This window comes from Streptomyces sp. RKAG290, from assembly GCF_023701695.1.
Lineage (GTDB): Bacteria > Actinomycetota > Actinomycetes > Streptomycetales > Streptomycetaceae > Streptomyces.
Genome location: NZ_JAJOZC010000001.1, coordinates 7,440,974 through 7,461,052, shown reverse-complemented (window position 1 = coordinate 7,461,052; position 20,079 = coordinate 7,440,974). Strand labels below are relative to the sequence as shown.

Here is a 20,079-nt window from a genome sequence, read left to right as displayed (position 1 = left end):
GACGTTTCCATCGTCGGTCCGATCCCCTGTCCGCAAATGCCTGCCGGAAACATTGACCGGAAGACGCCTCAAAACGGGGCGTGAAGCGCATGCTGCCCAACGGCCTCGAACCGTGGCACCTGCTGATCGTGGCTGTCGTCGTACTGATGCTGTTCGGCTCGAAGAAGCCGCCGGACACCGTCCGCGCCCTGGGCAAATCCGCGCGGATCCTGAAGAGTGAGGCAAAGGCGATGAAGGCGCAGACGCCGCACCGAGCCGCGCGGCCGCGGCTCGGGCACCGTTCCGTCACTTCGCCGCTTGCGCAATCGGGAACTACAGGGGAAGGGCCGTCGTCCCGCGCGATGGCGGCCGAAGAAGTCTGATCGACGGATCACCGCATCATAGGAGGAAGTTCATGGGTGTGACCCTGGCCAAGGGCGGCAACGTCTCCCTGTCGAAGGAGGCGCCCGGCCTGACCGCGGTGACGGTCGGCCTGGGCTGGGACGTACGGACGACGACGGGCGCCGATCACGACCTCGACGCCAGCGCACTCCTGTGCGCGGACTCCGGAAAGGTTCTCTCCGACCAGCACTTCGTCTTCTACAACAACCTCAACAGCCCGGACGGGTCCGTCCAGCACACCGGTGACAACCTGACCGGTGAGGGCGAGGGCGACGACGAGTCCATCAACGTGGACCTGGCGGGCGTCCCGGCGGATGTGGCGAAGATAGTCTTCCCGGTCTCCATCCACGACGCGCAGAGCCGGGGGCAGAGCTTCGGCCAGGTGCGCAACGCGTTCATCCGCGTGGTGAACCGGGCCAACGGGGTGGAGCTCGCGCGCTACGACCTGAGCGAGGACGCGTCGACGGAGACCGCCATGGTGTTCGGCGAGCTGTACCGGCACGGTGCGGAGTGGAAGTTCCGCGCGGTCGGCCAGGGTTACGCCTCCGGCCTGGCAGGCATCGCGTCCGACTACGGCGTCAACGTCTGACCTCTCCCGGCACGGTGAACCGAGCCTGCCCGGCCCCGGTGCGCGCTCCGTCCCACGGAGCCCGCACCGGGACCCGCCGTTTCACCGCACGCCGGTGGCCTCCCGCGACTTCGCGTCGCGGCGGCCGACCGCACCGGGCCACCACGCCCTCGGGCCGATGTCCACGACCAGCGCGGGGGCCAGCAGGGAACGCACCACCAGGGTGTCCAGGAGCACTCCGAACGCCACGATGAAGGCGATCTGGGCGAGGAACGCCAGCGGAATGACGAGCAGGGCGGCAAACGTGGCGGCAAGCACCACCCCGGCCGACGTGATGACGCCGCCGGTACTGACCAGACCGCGCAGCACGCCCTGCCTGGCCCCGTGCACCAGCGCCTCCTCCCGGACACGTGACATCAGGAAGATGTTGTAGTCGACGCCGAGGGCCACCAGAAAGACGAATCCGTACAGCGGAACGGAGGCGTCCGTACCGCTGAACCCGAGGACATGCGTGAAGACCAGTGCCGAAACTCCCAGGGTCGCCAGGAAGTTGAGACCCACGGTGGCCACCAGCAGGACCGGGATGAGCACGGATCGCAGCAGCCCCATCAGGATCAGCAGAATGATCACGAGGACGACCGGCACGATGATGCCGCGGTCCCGCTCCGCCGTCCGCTGGGTGTCGTAACTCTGCGCCGTGTAGCCGCCGACGAGGGCCCCGGCGCCCGGAATCGGGTGGACCGCGGCACGCAGGCGCTGAATCGTCGCCTTGGCCGCATCGCTGTCGGCGGCGTCCGTCAGCGTCGCGTCGATTCGCACCCGGCCGTCCACCACGACGGGCGGCCCGCCGCCCGGCCGACCGGCCGCCGTCACGGGTGCCGCGGAGGCCACTCCGGGCGTCCGCTCGGCCGCGGCGGTCACTTCGACCGCGCGTCCGGCGTCCGCGACGACGACGGCGGGGTTGCCCGATCCGCCCGGGAAGTGCTTCCCCAGGGCCGCCTGCGCGGACACGGACGGGGCGTCGTTCACGAAGATCTCGTCCAGCGGCACGCCCTGCGACTTCAGTGTGGGAGCGAAAGCCGCGCAGGCGACGAGCACCAGCAGGGTGGAGACCCAGACCTTGCGCGGGGCCCGGTCGACGCCGGCGGCGACGCGGCACCAGATGCCGTGCCCTCCGGCCGCCTCGTCCGCCCGGCGCGGCTTCGCCGGCCAGTAGGCGGCCCGGCCGCACAGGACCAGCACCGCCGGCAGGAAGGTCAGGGTGCTCAGCACCGCGCAGACTATCCCGATGGCCCCGACCGGGCCGAGGGCCCGGTTGTTCGTCAGATCGCTGAGCAGCAGGGCGAGCAGGCCGAGAGCGACGGTTGCCGCGCTGGCGGTGATCGCGCCGAACGAGCGGCGCAGCGCGGCGATTGCGGCGGCCGCACGGTCTCCGTGCCCGGCGAGTTCCTCGCGGAAGCGTGCGGTGAGCAGCAGCGCGTAGTCGGTGGCGGCGCCGATCACCAGAATGGACAGAATGCCCTGTACCTGACCGTCCACGCGCACGATGTCGTGGTCCGCGAGAGCGTAGACGACCGCGCAGGCGAGTCCGAGAGCGAGGACGGAGCTGATGATGATCAGGAACGGCAGCAGCAGACTTCGGTAGACGAGGAGCAGAATCACCAGCACGGCGGCGAGTGCGACGCCCAGCAGCAGTCCGTCGATTCCCGCGAAGGCGTCCTTCAGGTCGGCCTGGCTGGCTGCGGGCCCGGCGATCCCGACTGTCGTACCCTCCACCGACCGGGCCGCTTCGCGCACCCGGTCGAGCGTGCCGGGCAGTGCGTCACCCAGGTCGGAGCGCAGTTGCACGACGCCGGAGAGCGCCTCGCCGTCCTTGGCGGGCAGCGCGGGCGACGGCTTACCGACGATTCCCGGCACTCCGGTGAGGGACGCGAGCGCCCGGCCGGCCGCGGCCTGCGCACCGGCCGGGAGCGGACCCTGCCCGGAGGTCCAGACGACGATCGCGGGCACGGTTCCGGACTGCTGGAAGGCCTTCTGGGCCTCGGACACCTTCGTCGCCTCCGCGCTGCGCGGCAGGAAGGCGGCCTGGTCGTTCGTGGATACCTCGCCGAGCTTCCCGGCGTAGGGCCCCAGTGTCCCGCCGATGCCGAGCCAGACGACGAGCAGGGCCACCGGCACCAGCCAGCGGACGACGCGGTGCCGCGTTGCGGGCTTCATTGCTTCCCCAGAGGTCGACGCACGGTCAATGTCTCTCGATCATTAATTATCTCAACGATTGAGAGATATTAGTCTAGAGGTATGCGCACCGCAGACGGAAGCCCGGACAGAGGCATGGACGACGGACCCACCGGGCTCCAGTCGTTCGCTGTGCTGCTGCGCCGTATGAACAGCGAGTTCAATCGCATCGCCCATGAGTTCGCACAGTCCCAGGGGCTGCACCCGACGGATGTACAGGCGCTCATCGCGATCCTCGACGCCGAGCGCGGCGGTACGGGATCGGCCATGACGCCGGGGAGGCTGCGCGAACAGCTGGACCTCACCTCGGGCGCGGTGACGGCTTGCCTGGACCGGCTGGAGCGCGCAGGGCACATCCGCCGGGTCCGGGACAACAGCGACCGCCGGGTGGTGCATCTGCACTACGCCGCCGCGGCGAAGGCGGTGGCCCGCGACTTCTTCATGCCGTTGGCGGACAGCACGGACACGGCCAGGCGCCAGTTCGACGAGGCCGAACTGGCGGTCGTGGTCCGCTTCCTGGATGCCATGAACGACGAGCTGGCCCAGCTGCGCAGGACTCGGCCGCAGACCTGAGCGAGGCGCCCACGCCGCGGGCAGAACTCAGAGCGCGCGCAGGCCGGTGATCACCTCGCGGAGGATGCGTTCGTCGGGCAGCTGGGCGGGCGGCACGGGGCGGCTGACCCGTACGTACCCGGATTCGAGCAGATCGCCGAGGAGTACGCGGACCACGCCGACCGGCAGGTCGGCGTCGGCGGAGAGCTCGGCGACCGACTGGGTCTCGGTCCGGCAGAGCGTCAGCAGGGTCCGGTGTTCCGGCCCGAGCAGCGCGTCCTCGGCGCTCCCGGCCACGCTGTCCTCGAAGGTGACGAGCGCGATCAGGTCGAAGTGCGCACCACCCGGGCCCGGTTCGGTCCGGCCACCGGTCATGGCGTACGGACGGACGAGCGGGCCCGCTTCGGCGTCGTACCACTGGCTGCCGGGCAGTGCGTGCGGGTCGGGGGCGCCCGGGAAGTCTCCCGCGCTCCCGTCGGTGCTGGACAAGCCGTCCCAGCCCCCTTCAGCCGGCTGCCGACGGGTGCCCGGCGAATCGCGCCGGGGTACGCAGATGCTCGCCGACCCGCTTGACCAGGCGGGCCATCTCGTAGGCGACCAGGCCGATATCGGCGAACGCCGTGCTGAGCACGGCGAGGCAGGACCCCTCCCCCGCGGCGGCGACGAACAGGAATCCGTCGTCCATCTCGACCATCGTCTGGCGTACGTCGCCCGCCCGGAAGTGGCGTCCGGCTCCCTTCGCGAGGCTGTGGAATCCGGAGGCGACCGCGGCCAGGTGCTCGGCGTCCTCGCGGCTCAGCGCGCTGGACGCGCCCACCGCAAGTCCGTCACCGGACAGCACGACCGCGTGCCGTACCTCACCGACCCGGGTCACCAGTTCGTCCAGCAGCCAGTCGAGCTCGCCGGAACGGCTGTGCGCCCCGGTCCTCTCGTTCGCGATCATGCGGGGTCTCCTTCGGTGGGCAGGCTGGGTTCGGTGGTGCCCGGGGCTGAGCCGCCGCCGCGCACCCAGCCGGCCCGGTAGGCGGTCATACGGTCGCGGGCCTGCTCGGGCGTACGCCCGGCGGCCGCGCCCTCGGCCCGGTCGCCGGCAGGCGGCGCCTCGGGCCCCGGTCCGGCACGGAGCTGGGGTACGAGACTGGCCTGCCGTACCCGGCGGGGCAGCGCGTCGTCGTCGCCCTGGTCCGTGCCTGGCGGCCGGTGCTCCGTCCGGGCCGTCGTCTCCTTGTCGTCCGCCGGGCGGGACGGCCTGCGCAGCGCTGTCACCTGGGCCGCCGACTCCGTACGGGTCTCCAGCGCGGGGACGGCCACGGGCGCGGGAAAGGCCGTGGTCCTGGCTCGTGCCGCCCGGGGCCCCGGGCCGGAGCCGACGGAGGTCGCTTCGTGCTCGTCCGCGCGTTCGGCCGTGGCCTTCCGCGGTGCGGGCTGCTCCCCGGGGGGCGGCAGCGCGCCCTGCAGCAGGGCGGTCGGGAGCAGGACCACGGCTGTCGTGCCGCCGTACGGGGAGATGCGCAGCTGGACCTTGATCCGGTGGCGCACGGCGAGCCGGCTGACGACGAACAGGCCGAGCCGGTCGCTGTCGAAGAGGTCGAGCGCCTCGGCCTGCTCGATGCGCCGGTTGGCCTCGCCGAGGAGTTCGGGGCCCATGCCGAGACCTCGGTCCTCGATCTCCAGCGCGTAGCCGTTGCCCACGGGCTCTCCGGTGATGCTCACCTTGGTGTGCGGGGGCGAGAACTGTGCGGCGTTCTCGACGAGTTCGGCGAGCAGGTGGGTGAGGTCGGCGACCGCCGTGCCCTTCACGGCGGCGTCGGGCAGCCGGCGGACCTCCACCCTCGCGTAGTCCTCGATCTCGGAGACCGCGGCCCGGACGACGTTGGTGAGGGACACGGGCATGCGCCAGGCCCGTCCGGGGGCGGCGCCGGACAGGATGATCAGGCTCTCGGCGTGCCTGCGCATCCGGGTGGTGAGGTGGTCGAGCCGGAAGAGGTCGCTCAGCTCGTCGGGGTCGTCGGCGCGGCGTTCCATGCTGTCCAGGAGGTTGAGCTGACGGTGGACCAGCACCTGGCTGCGACGGGCGAGGTTGACGAACACACCGGAGATCCCGTCGGCGAGTTCGGCACGTTCGACGGCGGCGCCGAGCGCTGCCCGGTGGACGGTGCCGAGGGCCTCGCCGACCTGACCGATCTCGTCCTGCGAGGCGATCCCCGGCGGGGCCTCGGCCAGGATGTCGAGCTCCTCGCCGGCGCGCAGCCGCCGCATCGCCAGGGGCAGTTTGCGCCGGGCGATCTCCAGCGCGCTGTTGCGGAGGCTGACCAGCTCCACGACGAGCGCCCGGCCGATGCGGACGGAGATCACGAGGGAGGCGGCGACAGCGACGCAGCCGAAGATCACGGCGGCCCCGGAAGGGCTGAACAGCCCATGGGTGAGCGGGTCGGCGCGGTCGGCGGCGCGCTCTCCGGCGCCGGTGCCGATGCTGTGCAGCTCGCCCCGCACGTCGGCCGCGGCCTGCTGCCAGTCGGCGGCGGGCACCGCCAGGGCCGCGTCCCGACCGGGTGCGGCGGCGAGCACCGCGTCCTCGGCCGACTGGATCGCATGGTAGGCGGGGCGGGCGGCGAATGCCTTCCAGGCGGTGCGTTCACCTGCTGGCAGGTCGACGCCCGCGGTCTCGGTGAGGCTGCGCCGGGTGGCCGCCGCTCCGGTGAACAGCCGCAGCGGTCGGTCCTTCAGGGTGCCCGTGCGTGCGGCCGAGGCCAGCAGTGCGTCCTCGCGGGCCAGCATCTCGTCGGCGCGGGCGAGTTCGAGCAGGACCCGGGCGTCGGAGCCCAGGGCGTCGTCCTGGATTCCGGTGAGGGCGCCAGAGACGGCGAAGGCGGCGGTGACGGTCTCGGTGTACCGGTCGTACGCAGCGCCTTCGTCGCTGCTGCTGCCCGTGCCGTCGGCGCGAAGCTCCTTGGCGAGGCCCAGGAATCGGTCGAGCCTGCCGGCCACACCTCCGGGGAGGTTGCCTGTGTCGGCGATGGTGTGGCCGTCGTCCAGCCGCAGGGCGGCGAGTGCCGTGTCGGTGGCCCGGATCCGCTTCGCCAGGGCGGTGGTGTGCGTGCTGCTGGGGTCCACCGCCTGGAGCATGGCCGCTCTGCGTTCGCCCTGCAGCGCGGCGACCGCGGTCGCCACCGGCGCCCTGACCTCCTCGTCGACCCGCTGCAGCTGGCGCAGTCGGGCCACGTCCTGGGCCGTGGAGACCGTGGCGAAGCCCCAGAGGGCGAGCAGGGAGACGACCGGCACCATGAGCAGCGAGATGATCTTCGCGCGGACCGTCCTGGGGCGCAGTGTCCAGGGCCCGCGCGGCGCGGCGGTGCCGTTGGCGGGCAGCGGTCCTGCGTGCTCCGCGCTCTCGTCGGCCGGTGGCCCGGCGTGCGCGCGGCGCCCTCGGACCGGCGGCGCCGGCGGGGTGCCGGGCCGGGCGGGGGCACCGGGGCCCGGGGTCGTGCGGGGTGGGCGCATGGCCTCCTCGTTCCGGGTGTGAGCGGGGTGTGCTGTCGGGCGGGCCGGACCGGGTGTCAGGGGGTTCCTGCGGGTGCGGCGTCGGGGCTGCGGGCCGCGCGCCCGGCACGGAGGTCCGGTCCTCGGCGGGCGGGTCCGCCCGTGGCCGCGGGTTCCGCGTCGGCGGGTGCCCCGGCGCTCTCGGCGGACACGTAGGCGGCGCGTTCCCGGGCCGTCGGCGAGAGGGCCACGAATGCCGAGGTCAGGAAGAGGTAGGAGCCGAGACCGACGGCTAGCGGGAAGATGAACTGCATGGCCGTGGCCCCCGGGAGCTCGCTCCCCGAGGGCGTCACCCGCACCGTCACGGCCATCATTCCGGTGTAGTGCATGCTGCTGACCGCGGCGCCCATGACGAGCGAGGCGAGGGCGACGGCACGCGGGGACTTGATGTTGAGGGCCGCCCACAGCGCCGCCGTTGCCGCGATCACCGCGATGACGACGGACAGGACGACCCGCACGGGGTCGTAGTGGACGGCGCCGTGCAGCCGGAGCGCCGTCATGCCGAGGTAGTGCATGCTGGCGACGCCGAGCCCGGTGGCGAAGCCTCCCAGCAGCAGTGCCCGGGTACGGTCGCCGCTGTATCCGACGGCGAAGACGCCGCCGCCGACCACCACCATCGCGCCGAGCAGGCTGAGGAGGGTCAGCGGTACGTCGTAGCGGATGTCCGTCCCGTACACGCCGAAGCCGAGCATCGCGACGAAGTGCATGGTCCAGATGCCCGACCCGATGGCCGACGCGGCCGTGATCAGCCAGTTGCGGCGCGAGCGCCCGGTCGTGTCGAGCGCGCGCACGGTGCAGCTCAGTCCGAGTGCGGCGCCGATGCAGGCCATCGCGTACGACAGCAGCGGTGTCAGCCAGCCGAAGGTGGCGTGGTCCAGGTGTCCCATGACTCGGGGACGCTAGTCGTGTTGGGGGCGCACAACCTGGGCGCAGTTCGAAAGCTGCTGGAATATGACAGAGAGATGTTCCCGAACGATCGCGTCGTGGTCGAACATGTACACCGATACGTGCCGTTTCGTTCGGGCGGTCATTACGCGATCATGTCCGTATGGCCGATGACCACACACACGTCCAGGATTTCTTCACCGCCCGCGCCGCGGCGTGGGACACCCGCTTTCCCGACGACGGCCCGGCCTTCGCCCTGGCGGTCTCCGCCCTCGGACTGCGCGCGGGCGACACGGTGCTCGACGCGGGATGCGGTACGGGACGGGCGCTGCCCGCTCTGCGGGCGGCAGTCGGCCCCCGGGGCACGGTCGTGGGCGCCGACCTCACGGCGGCCATGCTGGAGTCAGCCGCGCGTGCCGGCCGCGGCCGCAGCGGGGTGCTGCTGCAGGCCGACGCCGCCCGGCTGCCGCTGCGGGCGCGGGCGCTCGACGCGGTGTTCGCGGCCGGACTGATCTCGCACCTGCCACAGCCCGGGCCGGGCCTGGCGGAGCTGGCCCGGGTGGTGCGGCCGGGCGGGCTGCTGGCGCTCTTCCATCCGATCGGCAGGGCGGCACTGGCCGCACGGCACGGCCGGACGCTCACGGACGGAGATCTGCGGGCGGAGCCCAACCTCCGTCCGCTGCTGGCCCGTTCGGGCTGGCGACTGGCCAGCTACACGGACGAGGAGACCCGCTTTCTCGCCGTGGCCGAACGGACGCACTGAGGTCCCCGGCGGCACACGCACCGAAGGAACTGCGCTTCGTCCGGCAGGCGGCGCAGGCACGCAGTTCGTGGTCGGAGAGCCGACGGGCCATAGCTGTCGTCGGCGATGTCGTAGCTGCGGTGCATCTGGTTGATGCGGCGGATGTCCCGCTCCGGGTGGCGGCGTTGGATCTCCCTTGAGCCGGTCGTAGCGCTTCATCTCGCCGCCCCCTCTTGTGCAGGTCGAGTGTCCGGCCCTGTGTCTGCGGGCATGACCCGTGAGTACGCACGAAGGACCGGGACGGCACGCACCCGCGGCACGTACCCCTCACGGTGCCTGCCACGTTCGTCCCGCACACACGCATCCAGGAGAGGTGGTCCCCATGACCGACATGTTCGGCATATTACGCAGAGCCGTGACCCCCGGCCGCAAGGGAGGCCGGGCCGACGCTCCCACCAGGCCGGAGCGCCGGCAGCACAACCTGTTCGACGCGGCGGCCACGTTCGTCGCGGCGTCGGTGGAGGACGACCAGGAGCGGATGGACGAGGCCAGCGGCTGGGTGTCGCCGGAGGCGCTCTCCTTCGGCGTCGGTGAGCTGGCCTGCCGGGCGGTGATCGCACTCGCCCGCGAGCGCGACGAGACTCCCGACGCGGTGGCCCGCTCGCTGCTCGGCCTGGCCGACGGCTGACGACGGCCGTCGCCGGGAACGCCAGAAACTGACATCCTGCCTTGTCAGGGCCTCGACGAGCGGGTTACCCACTGGTTAAGGTGCGCCGACGACAACCGTGACGGATGAGGAGAGTGCAGTGGCCGGGACGGACAACACAGTCGCCGACGACGACGCACTGTATGTGCTGACTGCGGTCCTGCTGACCCCTGCCCAGTTCCCGAGCGTGCTCGGCGACGACTACCCCGCGGCATGCGCGGCGCTCGGCCTCGAACCGTACGCGGACGGGTACGGCCTGGTCCTGGGCCAGGACGGCGACGGGGCCAGGTGGACCGTCGCGGTCGACGACGTGTCGCTGGTGGCCGTGGCGATCGCGTCCTGGGACTGCGGCATGGAGTACGACCTGTCGCCCGACGACCGCTCGGTGGTCTGCGCGCTCCCCGGCTGGCCCCTCGCCGTGGCGGTCGCCGCTCCGGGCGTGGCCGCCCCGCACGACCCGGCACCGGACCCGGAGGCGGACGGTGAGGACATATCGCCGCTGACTCCGCCCGACACCAATGAGTGGGGGCCTGCCCAGCGTCGTCTCGGCGCGGACGCCATAGCGATGCAGTGGGCTGCCTGGCGGGAACAGATCGACGACGAGACCGCGTTCGTGCCGGCGGGCAGTGGCGGCAGTGCGGACGGAAGCGCGGCGGATGCCGGTTCCGACGAGGCTGCGGGTTCCGGGGCGGGTGCTGACACCGGTTCCGGTACGGAGGCCGGCGCCCGAACGGACGCGGCCGGCGCAACGGGTGGCGCCCCCGACACCGGCGCGGCTTCCGGCGCGGACGACGCCGCCGGCACGGAGACGGATCCGGGCGCGGACGATGCCACCTCCGGCGCGCGAAGCCCGGAGGACGGTGCCACCTCCGGGACGCATCCCGGTGTACGGCGGGCCCTCGCCGAGGCCCGCGCCTACGTCGACGCCCCTCCGCCGCCCGGTCGGGTCCGTTCCTCCTTCGCCTCCGGGGACGCCCGCACGATCCGTGCCGACGGCCCCGGCTGGTCCATGGTGGCCAGGACCGACGACATCGCCTTCCTGCTGCTGGACGAGGTGCCGGGCGAGATCCTGCCGGTCGGACGCGGCACGGAACTGCCCGGGCTGCTCAAGGCCCTGGACGGACTGGCCGTACGGCCCTCCTGAGCCCGCGCGTTCCGGCCCGGGGCCGGGCGATCCGCCCTCAGGGCCCGTCGGGGCGCAGGCTGAGGGCGCGCAGCGCCAGCTGCATCTCGAACTGCGCGGCGGGGTCGTGGAGCCGGTCGCCGAACACCTCGTCCAGCTGGCGGAGCCGGTAGCGGACCGTCTGCGGGTGGACGGCGAGCCGGCCCGCGACCTCGCTGGCGTTGTGGCCGCACTGCAGCCAGCACAGGAGTGTCTCGGCGAGGCGTTCGCGCTGCGGGGCGCGAATCGCTTCGAGCGGGCGCAGATGGCGCCGGGCTATCGCGTCCACCAGTGCCTCGTCCCGGAAGAGCAGCAGCGTGGCCAGGTGGTCGGCGCACCGCACCACCCCGCTGCCGGGCAGGACGCCGCGCCGGGAGAGTTCCAGGGCGTCCAGTGCCCAGCGCAGCGAGCGGGCACCTTCGTCCAGGGCGACGGTGGGGCCGACCGCGGCACGCAGTCCGCTCACGGCCCCCGCGATGGCCCGGCCGCGGCCGGGCCCCTCCGGATCGGGAACGACCATGACGCCGGGCTGGGCATCGAAACAGGCCAGGAACTCCGGCGGGACGATGGGGCGCGCGGCTTCCGGTACCCGGGCGTGATCGACGACGACGACCGCCAGCTCCCGCGGGACGGGCCACTGGGCGATGTGGGCGAGATCCGTGATGGCGTCGGTGGAGGCCGCCGGATCGGCGGTCAGTAGATCGATGAGCCTGGTGCGGCGCACCTGCAGTTCGCCGGCCGCGTGCAGCCGTGCCTCGGTGTAGCCGATGGTGGTCGCGGCGGCCATTTCGTCGAGGTGCAGGAAGAGTGCCTCGCCGAAGGCTGCCAGTACATGCCTGGGCAGTCGCTCCGCGTCGACGAGGGCGTTGACCTTGCGCCAGGTGACGCGGGCCCCGAGACGGAGCGCGGCCTGGAAGGCGTCGAGACTGCGTCCCTCGTCGGCCTCGCCCCGGCCGATGCGCTGGTAGGTCGCCTTGACTGCCTCCCAGTCGGTGTCCTGCTCGGCCATCCGCGCCAGGAAGCCACCGAGGGCCTGTTCGACGCCCCGGTGCACGACGTGTGTGTACGTGTCGTCGCGGGGGCGGTCGTACTCGTGGATCTCCGTCTTGATGGCCCGCACGACCTCTTCGGTGATGTCCGAGAAGTAGGGCCTGAGATGGTCGTGCAGCCCGGCGGGGAACGCCCGGAACGCGGCCTGTGTCTCGTCGTCCCTGCCGCTTTCCGCGACGATGCCTGTGGTGGGTGGGGAGCCGTTCACCATGAGGTGCATCCTCTGCGCGTGGGGACAAAGGGCTCGGTGAAGATACCGCCCGGACGGTCCGGTGGCCCCTCGGGGGCGGACAGACGTGCTGTCGTCGCTTGTCACTCAGGTGACAAGCGACGACAGAGTTCGCTCGGTCAGGCACGCCGATCATGTTGATCCGCGGTCGGTTTCGGCCAGCCGGTGCGGGGCGCATCAAGCCGTTCCGGCCCGCATCCAGCTACGGCTACGGCTACGGCTACGGCTACGGCTACGGCTACGGCAGCAAGCAGTTGCCGAGCTCGGGCCTGCCTGCGAAACGGTCGCCGAGCCAGCCGACGGTGTCGCTCACGGCCAGTTGATCGGTGGTCAGGTGCTCGCCGGGATAGAGCTTCCATCGTGTGCTGATGCCGGAAGCGCAGTAGGACTTGCGGGTCGCGTCCTGCGTCGCGGTCGGAATCACCTCCTCGGCGAGGCCGCGGTACTGCAGGACGGGGAAGCCGATCTCGTACCGGGCACCCGCCCCCTTGCGGCCGACGCCCGCCCCGAGCTTCTGCTCGTCGATCACCTGGCCCCACGTCCGGCCGTCCGAGCCTTTGAGTGCGTAGATCTGCTCCAGGCCGAGCCCGCCGGTGGTGTTGTTCTCCAGTTTCTGCAGGGCGAGGGCGGTGACGGTGCCCACCAGGCAGAGGGACTTGGCCTTCTTGACGGTGTCCCTGCCCTGGTCGTTCAGCAGTTCCTCGAAGGGCATCGCGGGGTGCGAGGCGGCGAGTCCGACCACCGCGTCGACGAGGAAGCCCGCGAACGCGCCTCCGTTGAGGCCCTTGGCGACCACCTTCAGGTCGCCCGGCACCCCGCCGGACGCGTCGCCGACGACGTTCAGCTCGGGGGCGTAGGAGGCGGCGAGCTGCGCGGCCCACAGGCTGGCCGCACCGCCTTCGGAGTACCCCCAGAGGCCGACCTTCGTCCGCGCGTCGAGGCCGCTTCCGGGCAGTGCGGGGGCGGACCGGACGATGTCGAGCAGCGCGTGGCCCGCATCGGCCCCGGAGACGTAGGGGTGGGTCTGCCCGTCCAGGTAGCCCGGGCCGTCGGTCGCCGCGACCGCGTACCCCGCCTTCAGCAGCGCCGCGATGTTCTCCCCCTCGTACTCGTCCTGGAATACCCCGGCCAGCTGCTTGGAGAAGGCGCACTGCGAACCCAGTCCCAGGGTGCCGGGGTTGAATGCGACGACCGGGCGGCTGCCGGCCCCCTTCCACGCTTCCTTCGGCACCACCACCGTGCCGGAGACGGCGGCCGGTCTGCCCGCGTTGTCCGTGGTGCTGTACTGGACCTTCCACGCCTGCTGGGGAATGTTGCCGGGAACCTGCGGCAGCTGGTCTGCCGGCAGGCGATGACGCTGCCCGGCCGGTCGGGCACCGCGGCGGGCACCTGGTAGATCCGGCTGTCCGGGGCGTCGCAGGCGGTGGCCGCCGCCGCCCGCTCCGCGGCGCCGGCGGTCGTCGTCGGCAGGCCGAGCCCCGCACCTGCCAGGGCGGCCGCCACCACCAGGACGAGACTCTTCTTCCGGTTCGATCGTGAACTACGCAAGGCGTGCTCCTCGGTGTCGGGAGGTCTCTCCTCCGGCAGCCGTGAAGTTACGGAGAAGTAACACGGCCTCGATAGTCAGCGGAACCACTGTCCGGCGCGCGGCTTTTGTCGCGGCGCCACAAGGGGCCGGGGCGGCAGACGCGTGCCGGCGGGCACTCCCCGGCCGAGTCGGAAACGGGTTCTTGTCACCCAAGTGACAGACGGCACCGGACGGTCTGTCAGCAACCCGTCTTACTCGTGGGTCATTTCGCGGAAGACCCTGGTGCATCGTCCCGGGGCCCCGCCCGCCACGCTCCCGGTGCCCCGAGCGGTCCCGCCACGGCCGTGCACCACCGGAGTGACCGTCCCGGTCCTTCGACGACCCGACCTGATCAGTTGGAGCCGCCATGACCTCCGTCGAGCCCCCCACCGGCCCTTTGCTCACCGATCACCTCCGGCACTGGGCCACCCGGCGTGCGCATCAACGCGCCTTCACCTACGTGGACTTCCCGGACCCCTCGTCCGCGGGCTGCACAGCACGCTCGGCTGGCGGGCGCTGGACTCCCGGGCCCGGACCGTGGCGGACCGGCTTGCCGCGCTGGCCGCCCCGGGAGAGCGGGCCGCGCTCCTGCTCCCGCAGGGCATCGACTACGCCGCGGCCTTCCTCGGCTGCCTCTATGCCGGCGTCATCGCCGTCCCGCTGTTCAGCCCCGGGCTCCCCGGCCACGAGGGCCGGCTGGCTTCCGTGCTGGCGGACTGCGAGCCGGCCTGCGCGATCACCGATACGGCCACCGCCCCGGTCGTGGCGGCGTTCACCCTGGATCAGAGGCTGCCCCCGCTGCCGTTGCTGTGCGTGGACCGGCCGGGCGATCCGGCGCCGGCGGACGCCGCGCCCCGGATCCGGCCCGCGCCCGACGACATCGCGTATCTGCAGTACACGTCGGGCTCCACCCGCGACCCGGCCGGGGTCATGATCACCCATGCCAATGTGGTGGCCAACGCGCGGCAGGCCATCGCCGCCTTCGGTGCCGATGCCGCGAACAACACGACGGTCGGCTGGCTGCCGCTCTTCCACGACATGGGCCTCGTGCTCAGCGTCGCCGCGCCCGTGGTGGGAGGCTTCCCCTCCGTCCTGATGGACCCGGTGGCCTTCCTGGAGGACCCGGTCCGCTGGCTGCGGCTGCTCGGTTCGTACCCCGGCACGATCAGCGCCGCCCCCAACTTCGCGTACGACTACTGCGTCGCGCGCACGGACGAAGCACAACGGGACACGCTGCGGCTGGACCGGGTGAAGGTGCTCATCAACGGCAGCGAACCGGTACGCCCCGCGACCGTGCGGCGCTTCGAGCAGGCCTTCGCGCCCACGGGTCTCGCCCCCGGCGCGCACTGCCCGGCCTACGGGCTGGCGGAGGCGACGGTGTTCGTGACCACGGATACGTATGCCGAGGCACCCGCCACCGTCAGCTGCGACGCCGACGCCCTGGCAACCGGGCGGATCGAGGCCGCCGGTCCCGGCCGGGTGGCCGCCGCGCTCGTCGCCTGCGGCGCACCGGCCGGGCAGGAGCTGTGCGTGGCCGATCCGGTCACCGGGGCGCCGCTCGGCCCCGGCCGGGTCGGCGAGATCCTGCTGCGCGGACCCAACGTCGGGCTCGGCTACTGGAAACGGGCCGGGCTCTCCTCGGAGGTGTTCGGCCTCGTGCCGCCGGGGGCGGCGGACGGGCGCGGTGGCTGGCTGCGCACCGGTGACCTGGGGGCGCTGCACGAGGGGCGGCTGCTCGTGACGGGGCGGCTCAAGGACCTGATCGTGGTCGACGGGCGCAATCACTATCCGCAGGACATCGAGGAGTCGGTGCAGGGCGCGGTCGAGGTGGTGCGCAGAGACCGGCTGGCCGCTTTCGGCGTGCCCCGGCCGGACGGCGGGGGTGAGGAGCTCGTGGTGGTCGCGGAGTACCGCAGGGGCACCGAGCCGAGCGAGTCGTCGGCGAGTGAGGCGTTGCGCACGGCGCGCGCGGCCGTGTCCGCCCGCCATGGACTGCGGCTGGGGCGGCTGTTGCTCGTGGAACCGGGCGCCGTGCCGAGGACGACCAGCGGGAAGGTGGCGCGGGCCGCCACCCGGGCCCGGCTGCTCGACGGCGGCTTCGGGCCGTCGGCCGGCCGGCTCGCGGGCGGTGAGCGATGAGGGAGGCGGATCTGCGGGCGGCCGTCGTCGGGCGCCTGTGCACCTGGTACGGCCTGGAGCCGGTGGACGTCACCGACGACCGGCCGCTCGCCGAACTCGGCCTGACCTCGCGCGACGCCGTGGCGATGACGGCGGCGCTCGGTGAGCTGACGGGCGCCCGGCTCCCGGTCACCCTGCTCTGGGAGTCGCCGACGCTCGGCTCGCTGCTGGCCCGGCTGGTCCACGGTGTGCCCGTTGAGGATGCTCAAGTCCCGAGCCCGGCGGCCGGACTTCACGCGCCTGACGGGGACACGGCGGTTGCGGTGGTCGGGGCCGGCTGCCGGCTGCCCGGCGGTGTGACCTCGCCCGCGGGCTTCTGGGAGCTGCTCCGCGAGGGCGGGGACGCGGTGGGGACGGTCCCCGAGGGTCGCTGGACGCCCTTTCTCCGGTCCGCGGCGGACGGGCTGCCGGACGACATGAACAGGCACGGCGGCTTCCTCTCCACTCCGCGCACGCAGGCGGCCGCGGAGGTCCGGACGGCGCCCGCCGTACAGACGGCCACGGGCATGCGGACCGCCCCGCCCGCGCAGGCGACGGATCGGGCCCGGACGCACGCCGGTGTCGACGCGATCGCCGGGTTCGACGCGGAGTTCTTCGGGATCGGCGCGCACGAGGCCACCGCGATGGACCCGCAGCAGCGCATCCTCCTGGAGGTGACCCGCGAGGCACTCGACCATGCCGCGCTCCCGGCGACGTCGCTCGCCGGGACCCGTACGGGCGTGTTCGTGGGCATCAGCGGCAACGAGTACGCCCATCTCACCACCGCGGATCCGACGGCGGTGGACGCCTGGACGGCTCCGGGCTCGTCGATGAGTGTGGCCTCCGGCCGGCTCTCGTACGCACTCGATCTGCGGGGTCCGAGCCTGTCCCTGGACACCGCGTGCTCCTCCTCGCTCGTCGCGGTGCACCACGCGGTGCGGAGTCTGATCTCCGGTGAGAGCGACACCGCACTCGCCGCGGGCGTGAACCTGCTGCTCTCCCCCGCGGTCACGATCGGCTTCCAGCGTGCCGGGGCGCTGGCGGCGGACGGGCGCTGCAAGGCGTTCGACGCCGCGGCCGACGGGATCGTACGCAGCGAGGGGTGCGGGGTCGTCGTGCTGAAGCGGCTGGCGGACGCGGAGCGCGACGGTGACCGGGTGCTGGCCGTGATCAAATCCACCGGGGTCAACTCCGACGGCCGTTCCAACGGGCTGACGGCCCCCCGGGCCGACGCCCAGCACACCCTGCTGGCGCAGACCCACACCGAGCCCGTCACCGTCGACTACGTCGAGGCGCACGGCACCGGCACCGCGCTCGGTGATCCGATCGAGGCGGGCGCGCTCGGCGCGGCGCTCGGCGCGGGCCGGGGGCGTGCGGCGGACCGTCCGCTGCTCATCGGCTCCGTCAAGACGAACCTCGGGCATCTGGAGGCAGCGGCCGGGATCACCGGTCTGATCAAGACCGTGCTGGCCCTGCACCACGGCGAGATCCCGCCGCAGCTCCACTTCGACGAGCCGGGCCCGCATGCCGATCTGGACGGGCTCGGACTGCGGGTCGTGACCCAGCCCGAGCCCTGGCCGCGCTATTCGGGGACCGCCACGGCCGGTGTGTCCGCGTTCGGTTTCGGCGGCACCAACGCGCATGTCGCACTGGCGGAGTACCGGCCGCCGCCGACCCCGGCCCCGGCAGCCGCCGCGGCGGCGCCCGAGAGTGCCCGCCCGGTGCTGCTGCTCATGGACGGGCCGTCCGAGGACCGGGTGCGTGCCTACGCGGGCGAGCTGGCCGAGTGGCTCGGCACTCCGGCGAGCAGGCCCGTGCGCCCGGCCGATCTCGCCCGCACCCTGGCCGGCCGCACCGGCCGTGGCCGGCACCGGACGGCGGTGGTCGCCCGCGGCAGGGGGGACATCGTCACGACTCTGGAGCGGTACGCGACGGGCGGGAGCGACCCGGCACTGGTCACCGGCACGGCGCACCGCCGCGACGGTCGTCGCGGGCCGGTGTGGGTCTTCTCGGGCTACGGGTCTCAGTGGCCCGCCATGGGCCGCGAACTCCTGTCCACGGAGCCGGTGTTCGCGGCCACCGTCGATCGCATGGCGGGGCTGTTGCGCGAGCACTGCGGGCTGTCGCTGCACGATCTGCTGCTGCCGGACGCCGAGCTGTCCGCGCCGGACACCGTGATGCCGGTCCTCTACGCCGTGCAGATCGCCCTCGCCGAGCTGTGGCGCTCCTACGGCGCCGAGCCCGCCGCCGTCATCGGTCACTCGATGGGCGAGGTGGCCGCGGCCGTCGTGTCCGGCGCCCTGGACGAGGCGACCGGCGCCCGTGTCATCGCCGTACGGTCCCGCCTGCTGTCCCGGCTGTCAGGCGGTGCGATGGCCGTGGTGGACCGGTCCGGCGGCGAGATCGCCGGCCTGGCCCGGCGGTTTGCCTCGGGGCGGGTCGCGGTGCACGCGTCGCCCGTGCAGAGCGTCGTCACGGGGTCGGCCGCCGATGTGGCCGGGCTGGTGGCCCAGGTCAACGCCGAGGGCGGCTTCGCGCGTTCGCTGGGCGTCACCGCGGCCGGCCACTCCTCCGCCGTCGAGCCGCTGCTCGACGAGTTCGCCCGGGAGCTGGGCACCGTGCCCCACTCCCCGCCGCGCTGCACCCGCTACTCCACTGTCCGGGACGACCCGCGGTCGGCGGCCGACTGCGACGCCGGCTACTGGGTGGCCAACCTCCGGCAGCCGGTCCGCTTCGAACAGGCGGTGCGAGCGGCGGCCGAGGACGGTCACCGGGTGTTCGTCGAGGTCTCGCCGCACCCGACGCAGCTGCATCCGCTCAGCGACACCCTGACGCACGCACTGGGCGGCGCCGGCACCGCGAGCTCGGACGGCTCCGGAGCAGCGCACGAGGACTTCCTCGTCGTGCCGACGCTCCGCCGGGACACCGACGACGCGCTCACCTTCCGCTCGTCCCTCGCCACGCTCCTGGTGCACGGCGTTGCGGTGACAGGCGCCCGCGAAGGACTCAACCCGGGCGGCCGGATCGTCGATGTGCCCGTCCCGCGGTGGCGCCACCGCCGCTTCTGGGCTGGTGAGTCCGCCGGCCCGGGGGCCGCACCGGTGCACCCGGTGAGGCCGGGGCCGGGCACGGGTGTCATCGACCGGCTGCGGCACTGCGTCGCCGCGGTGATGGGGTACGGTCCGGACCGCATCGACCCCGACACCCCGCTGACCGAACTCGGCCTCGACTCGCTGACGGCGGTGCGGGTACGCACCGTGGTGGAGCGGGAGTTCGACGTCGTGGTCGAGCCGGGTGTGCTGTTGCGCCAGGGGACGCTGCGGGGCGTCGCCGCCCTGCTGGCGAAGGCGCCGGACGGGCCGCGGCTGCGGGACGGGGCTCCCGACACCGATGCGGCGGGGACCGTGTCGGGTACGCCGGGCCGGCTGCGCACCTTCCCGGGCGCCGGACCGCTGGCCCCGCTCTTCCTCGCGCATGCCGCGGGCGGCTCCAGCGACGTGTACGGGCGGCTGGCCGCGCGCCTGGACGGCAGCCGCCCGGTGCTCGGCCTCGACCGGCTGCCCGATCCCGATGACGTGCCGGGCCGGGCGGCCGAATTCGCCCGGCGCATCCGCGAGGTGCGGCCGGACGGCCCGTGGCTGGTCGGCGGGTGGTCCTACGGCGGGCTGCTCGCCCAGGAGACCGCACGGCTGCTCTCCGCCCACGGCACGGTCGCCGCCCTCGTCCTGCTCGACTCCGTGCTCCCGCTGCCGGTGCCGCCGGGCGCCGCGACGCCGGACCGGGAGGTGCGGCGCCGGTTCGAGGGCTTCGCCGAGTTCGTCGAGCGCACGTACGGGCAGCCGCTGCGCCTTCCGTACGGGGAGCTGGCCCGGTGCGACGACGCGGGCCAGGTCGCCCTGGTCATCAAGCTCCTGGAGCAGGTGGTGGAGCTGCCGCCGGCGGTGCTGGAGCACCAGCGGACGTCGTATCTCGACCTGCGCAGCGGTGAGCGCCACACACCCCGGCGCTACGACGGGCGGACGCTGCTCTACCGGGCGGCGGATCCCGCTCCGCACACGGTGCGGGACGCCCGTTACGAGCGGGACGACGAAGCACTGGGATGGGACGCGTACTGCACGGACCTGACCGTCGCGCCGCTGCCGGGCCACCACCTGTCGCTGCTCGACCCACCGGTCGTCGATGTCCTCGCGGACCTGCTCGCCCGAGACCTGCCCCGCACCTAGGTCGGGTCAGGCCGGGCTCGCGTGCCCTGGCACCGCACCTCGCGGCCTGACCCGAACGAAAGACCCTGGACCCCTTGCCTTC

Annotated in this window: 15 protein-coding genes; 8 read left to right on the top strand and 7 right to left on the bottom strand. The window is 73.1% G+C overall.

The window, feature by feature from the left end; genetic code table 11:
- Positions 1-89: 89 nt before the first annotated feature.
- Positions 90-362: a Sec-independent protein translocase subunit TatA gene (tatA, locus tag LNW71_RS32985; protein WP_250972239.1), complete on the top strand. Its 273-nt coding sequence runs from the start codon at positions 90-92 to the stop codon at positions 360-362.
- 32 nt (positions 363-394) lie between these two features.
- Complete coding sequence (locus LNW71_RS32980) at positions 395-970, top strand: TerD family protein (protein ID WP_250971524.1); 576 nt, start codon at positions 395-397, stop codon at positions 968-970.
- 81 nt (positions 971-1,051) lie between these two features.
- On the opposite strand, the gene LNW71_RS32975 is transcribed toward LNW71_RS32980, so the two are convergent.
- Positions 1,052-3,166, bottom strand: a complete 2,115-nt coding sequence (locus LNW71_RS32975) for an MMPL family transporter (protein ID WP_250971523.1) — start codon at positions 3,164-3,166, stop codon at positions 1,052-1,054.
- A gap of 81 nt (positions 3,167-3,247) precedes the next feature.
- On the opposite strand from LNW71_RS32975, the gene LNW71_RS32970 reads away from it, so the two are divergent.
- On the top strand, positions 3,248-3,757 hold the full coding sequence (locus LNW71_RS32970; RefSeq protein WP_250971522.1) for a MarR family transcriptional regulator: 510 nt from the start codon (positions 3,248-3,250) through the stop codon (positions 3,755-3,757).
- Positions 3,758-3,784: 27 nt separating this feature from the next.
- Here the strand turns inward: LNW71_RS32970 and LNW71_RS32965 are convergent, their stop codons facing one another.
- The 4 genes from LNW71_RS32965 to LNW71_RS32950 are packed head-to-tail and all read right to left on the bottom strand — an operon-like array spanning position 3,785 to position 8,163.
- The gene (locus LNW71_RS32965; RefSeq protein ID WP_374119485.1) at positions 3,785-4,225 is read right to left on the bottom strand and encodes a DUF742 domain-containing protein; all 441 of its coding nucleotides are present in this window, start codon (positions 4,223-4,225) and stop codon (positions 3,785-3,787) included.
- A gap of 16 nt (positions 4,226-4,241) precedes the next feature.
- Positions 4,242-4,679, bottom strand: a complete 438-nt coding sequence (locus tag LNW71_RS32960; protein WP_250971521.1) for a roadblock/LC7 domain-containing protein — start codon at positions 4,677-4,679, stop codon at positions 4,242-4,244.
- Entirely contained in the window at positions 4,676-7,237 is a 2,562-nt protein-coding gene (locus tag LNW71_RS32955; protein WP_250971520.1) for a nitrate- and nitrite sensing domain-containing protein, read from the bottom strand. Before LNW71_RS32955 ends, LNW71_RS32960 begins: the two co-directional genes overlap by 4 nt.
- A 56-nt stretch (positions 7,238-7,293) precedes the next feature.
- The gene (locus tag LNW71_RS32950; RefSeq protein WP_250971519.1) at positions 7,294-8,163 is read right to left on the bottom strand and encodes an MHYT domain-containing protein; all 870 of its coding nucleotides are present in this window, start codon (positions 8,161-8,163) and stop codon (positions 7,294-7,296) included.
- 161 nt (positions 8,164-8,324) lie between these two features.
- Between LNW71_RS32950 and LNW71_RS32945 the strand changes: the two genes are divergently transcribed.
- The 3 genes from LNW71_RS32945 to LNW71_RS32935 all read left to right on the top strand — a co-directional run bounded on the left by LNW71_RS32945 (position 8,325) and on the right by LNW71_RS32935 (position 10,753).
- Positions 8,325-8,924: a methyltransferase domain-containing protein gene (locus LNW71_RS32945; protein WP_250971518.1), complete on the top strand. Its 600-nt coding sequence runs from the start codon at positions 8,325-8,327 to the stop codon at positions 8,922-8,924.
- Between the two features lie 361 nt (positions 8,925-9,285).
- The gene (locus tag LNW71_RS32940) at positions 9,286-9,591 is read left to right on the top strand and encodes a hypothetical protein (RefSeq protein ID WP_250971517.1); all 306 of its coding nucleotides are present in this window, start codon (positions 9,286-9,288) and stop codon (positions 9,589-9,591) included.
- A gap of 118 nt (positions 9,592-9,709) precedes the next feature.
- Complete coding sequence (locus tag LNW71_RS32935; protein ID WP_250971516.1) at positions 9,710-10,753, top strand: hypothetical protein; 1,044 nt, start codon at positions 9,710-9,712, stop codon at positions 10,751-10,753.
- Between the two features lie 37 nt (positions 10,754-10,790).
- On the opposite strand, the gene LNW71_RS32930 is transcribed toward LNW71_RS32935, so the two are convergent.
- Both LNW71_RS32930 and LNW71_RS32925 read right to left on the bottom strand, forming a co-directional pair.
- Entirely contained in the window at positions 10,791-12,032 is a 1,242-nt protein-coding gene (locus LNW71_RS32930; protein ID WP_250971515.1) for a helix-turn-helix domain-containing protein, read from the bottom strand.
- Positions 12,033-12,288: 256 nt separating this feature from the next.
- Positions 12,289-13,281 carry a lipase family protein gene (locus LNW71_RS32925; RefSeq protein WP_250971514.1) on the bottom strand — a complete coding sequence of 331 codons (993 nt, stop codon included), beginning with the start codon at positions 13,279-13,281 and terminating at the stop codon, positions 12,289-12,291.
- An 873-nt stretch (positions 13,282-14,154) separates the two neighbouring features.
- Here LNW71_RS32925 and LNW71_RS32920 point away from each other — a divergent pair.
- Positions 14,155-15,756, top strand: a complete 1,602-nt coding sequence (locus LNW71_RS32920; RefSeq protein ID WP_308294541.1) for a fatty acyl-AMP ligase — start codon at positions 14,155-14,157, stop codon at positions 15,754-15,756.
- Positions 15,753-19,997 carry a type I polyketide synthase gene (locus LNW71_RS32915; RefSeq protein WP_250971513.1) on the top strand — a complete coding sequence of 1,415 codons (4,245 nt, stop codon included), beginning with the start codon at positions 15,753-15,755 and terminating at the stop codon, positions 19,995-19,997. The genes LNW71_RS32920 and LNW71_RS32915 overlap by 4 nt, the downstream gene beginning before the upstream one ends.
- The last annotated feature ends 82 nt before the right edge of the window (positions 19,998-20,079 follow it).

Bases quoted from the DNA above. Each gene is read 5' to 3' on its own strand.
- tatA (WP_250972239.1), top strand. From the start codon at position 90: ATGCTGCCCAACGGCCTCGAACCGTGGCACCTGCTGATCGTGGCTGTC.
- LNW71_RS32980 (WP_250971524.1), top strand. From the start codon at position 395: ATGGGTGTGACCCTGGCCAAGGGCGGCAACGTCTCCCTGTCGAAGGAG.
- LNW71_RS32975 (WP_250971523.1), bottom strand. From the start codon at position 3,166: ATGAAGCCCGCAACGCGGCACCGCGTCGTCCGCTGGCTGGTGCCGGTG.
- LNW71_RS32970 (WP_250971522.1), top strand. From the start codon at position 3,248: ATGCGCACCGCAGACGGAAGCCCGGACAGAGGCATGGACGACGGACCC.
- LNW71_RS32960 (WP_250971521.1), bottom strand. From the start codon at position 4,679: ATGATCGCGAACGAGAGGACCGGGGCGCACAGCCGTTCCGGCGAGCTC.
- LNW71_RS32955 (WP_250971520.1), bottom strand. From the start codon at position 7,237: ATGCGCCCACCCCGCACGACCCCGGGCCCCGGTGCCCCCGCCCGGCCC.
- LNW71_RS32950 (WP_250971519.1), bottom strand. From the start codon at position 8,163: ATGGGACACCTGGACCACGCCACCTTCGGCTGGCTGACACCGCTGCTG.
- LNW71_RS32945 (WP_250971518.1), top strand. From the start codon at position 8,325: ATGGCCGATGACCACACACACGTCCAGGATTTCTTCACCGCCCGCGCC.
- LNW71_RS32940 (WP_250971517.1), top strand. From the start codon at position 9,286: ATGACCGACATGTTCGGCATATTACGCAGAGCCGTGACCCCCGGCCGC.
- LNW71_RS32930 (WP_250971515.1), bottom strand. From the start codon at position 12,032: ATGGTGAACGGCTCCCCACCCACCACAGGCATCGTCGCGGAAAGCGGC.
- LNW71_RS32915 (WP_250971513.1), top strand. From the start codon at position 15,753: ATGAGGGAGGCGGATCTGCGGGCGGCCGTCGTCGGGCGCCTGTGCACC.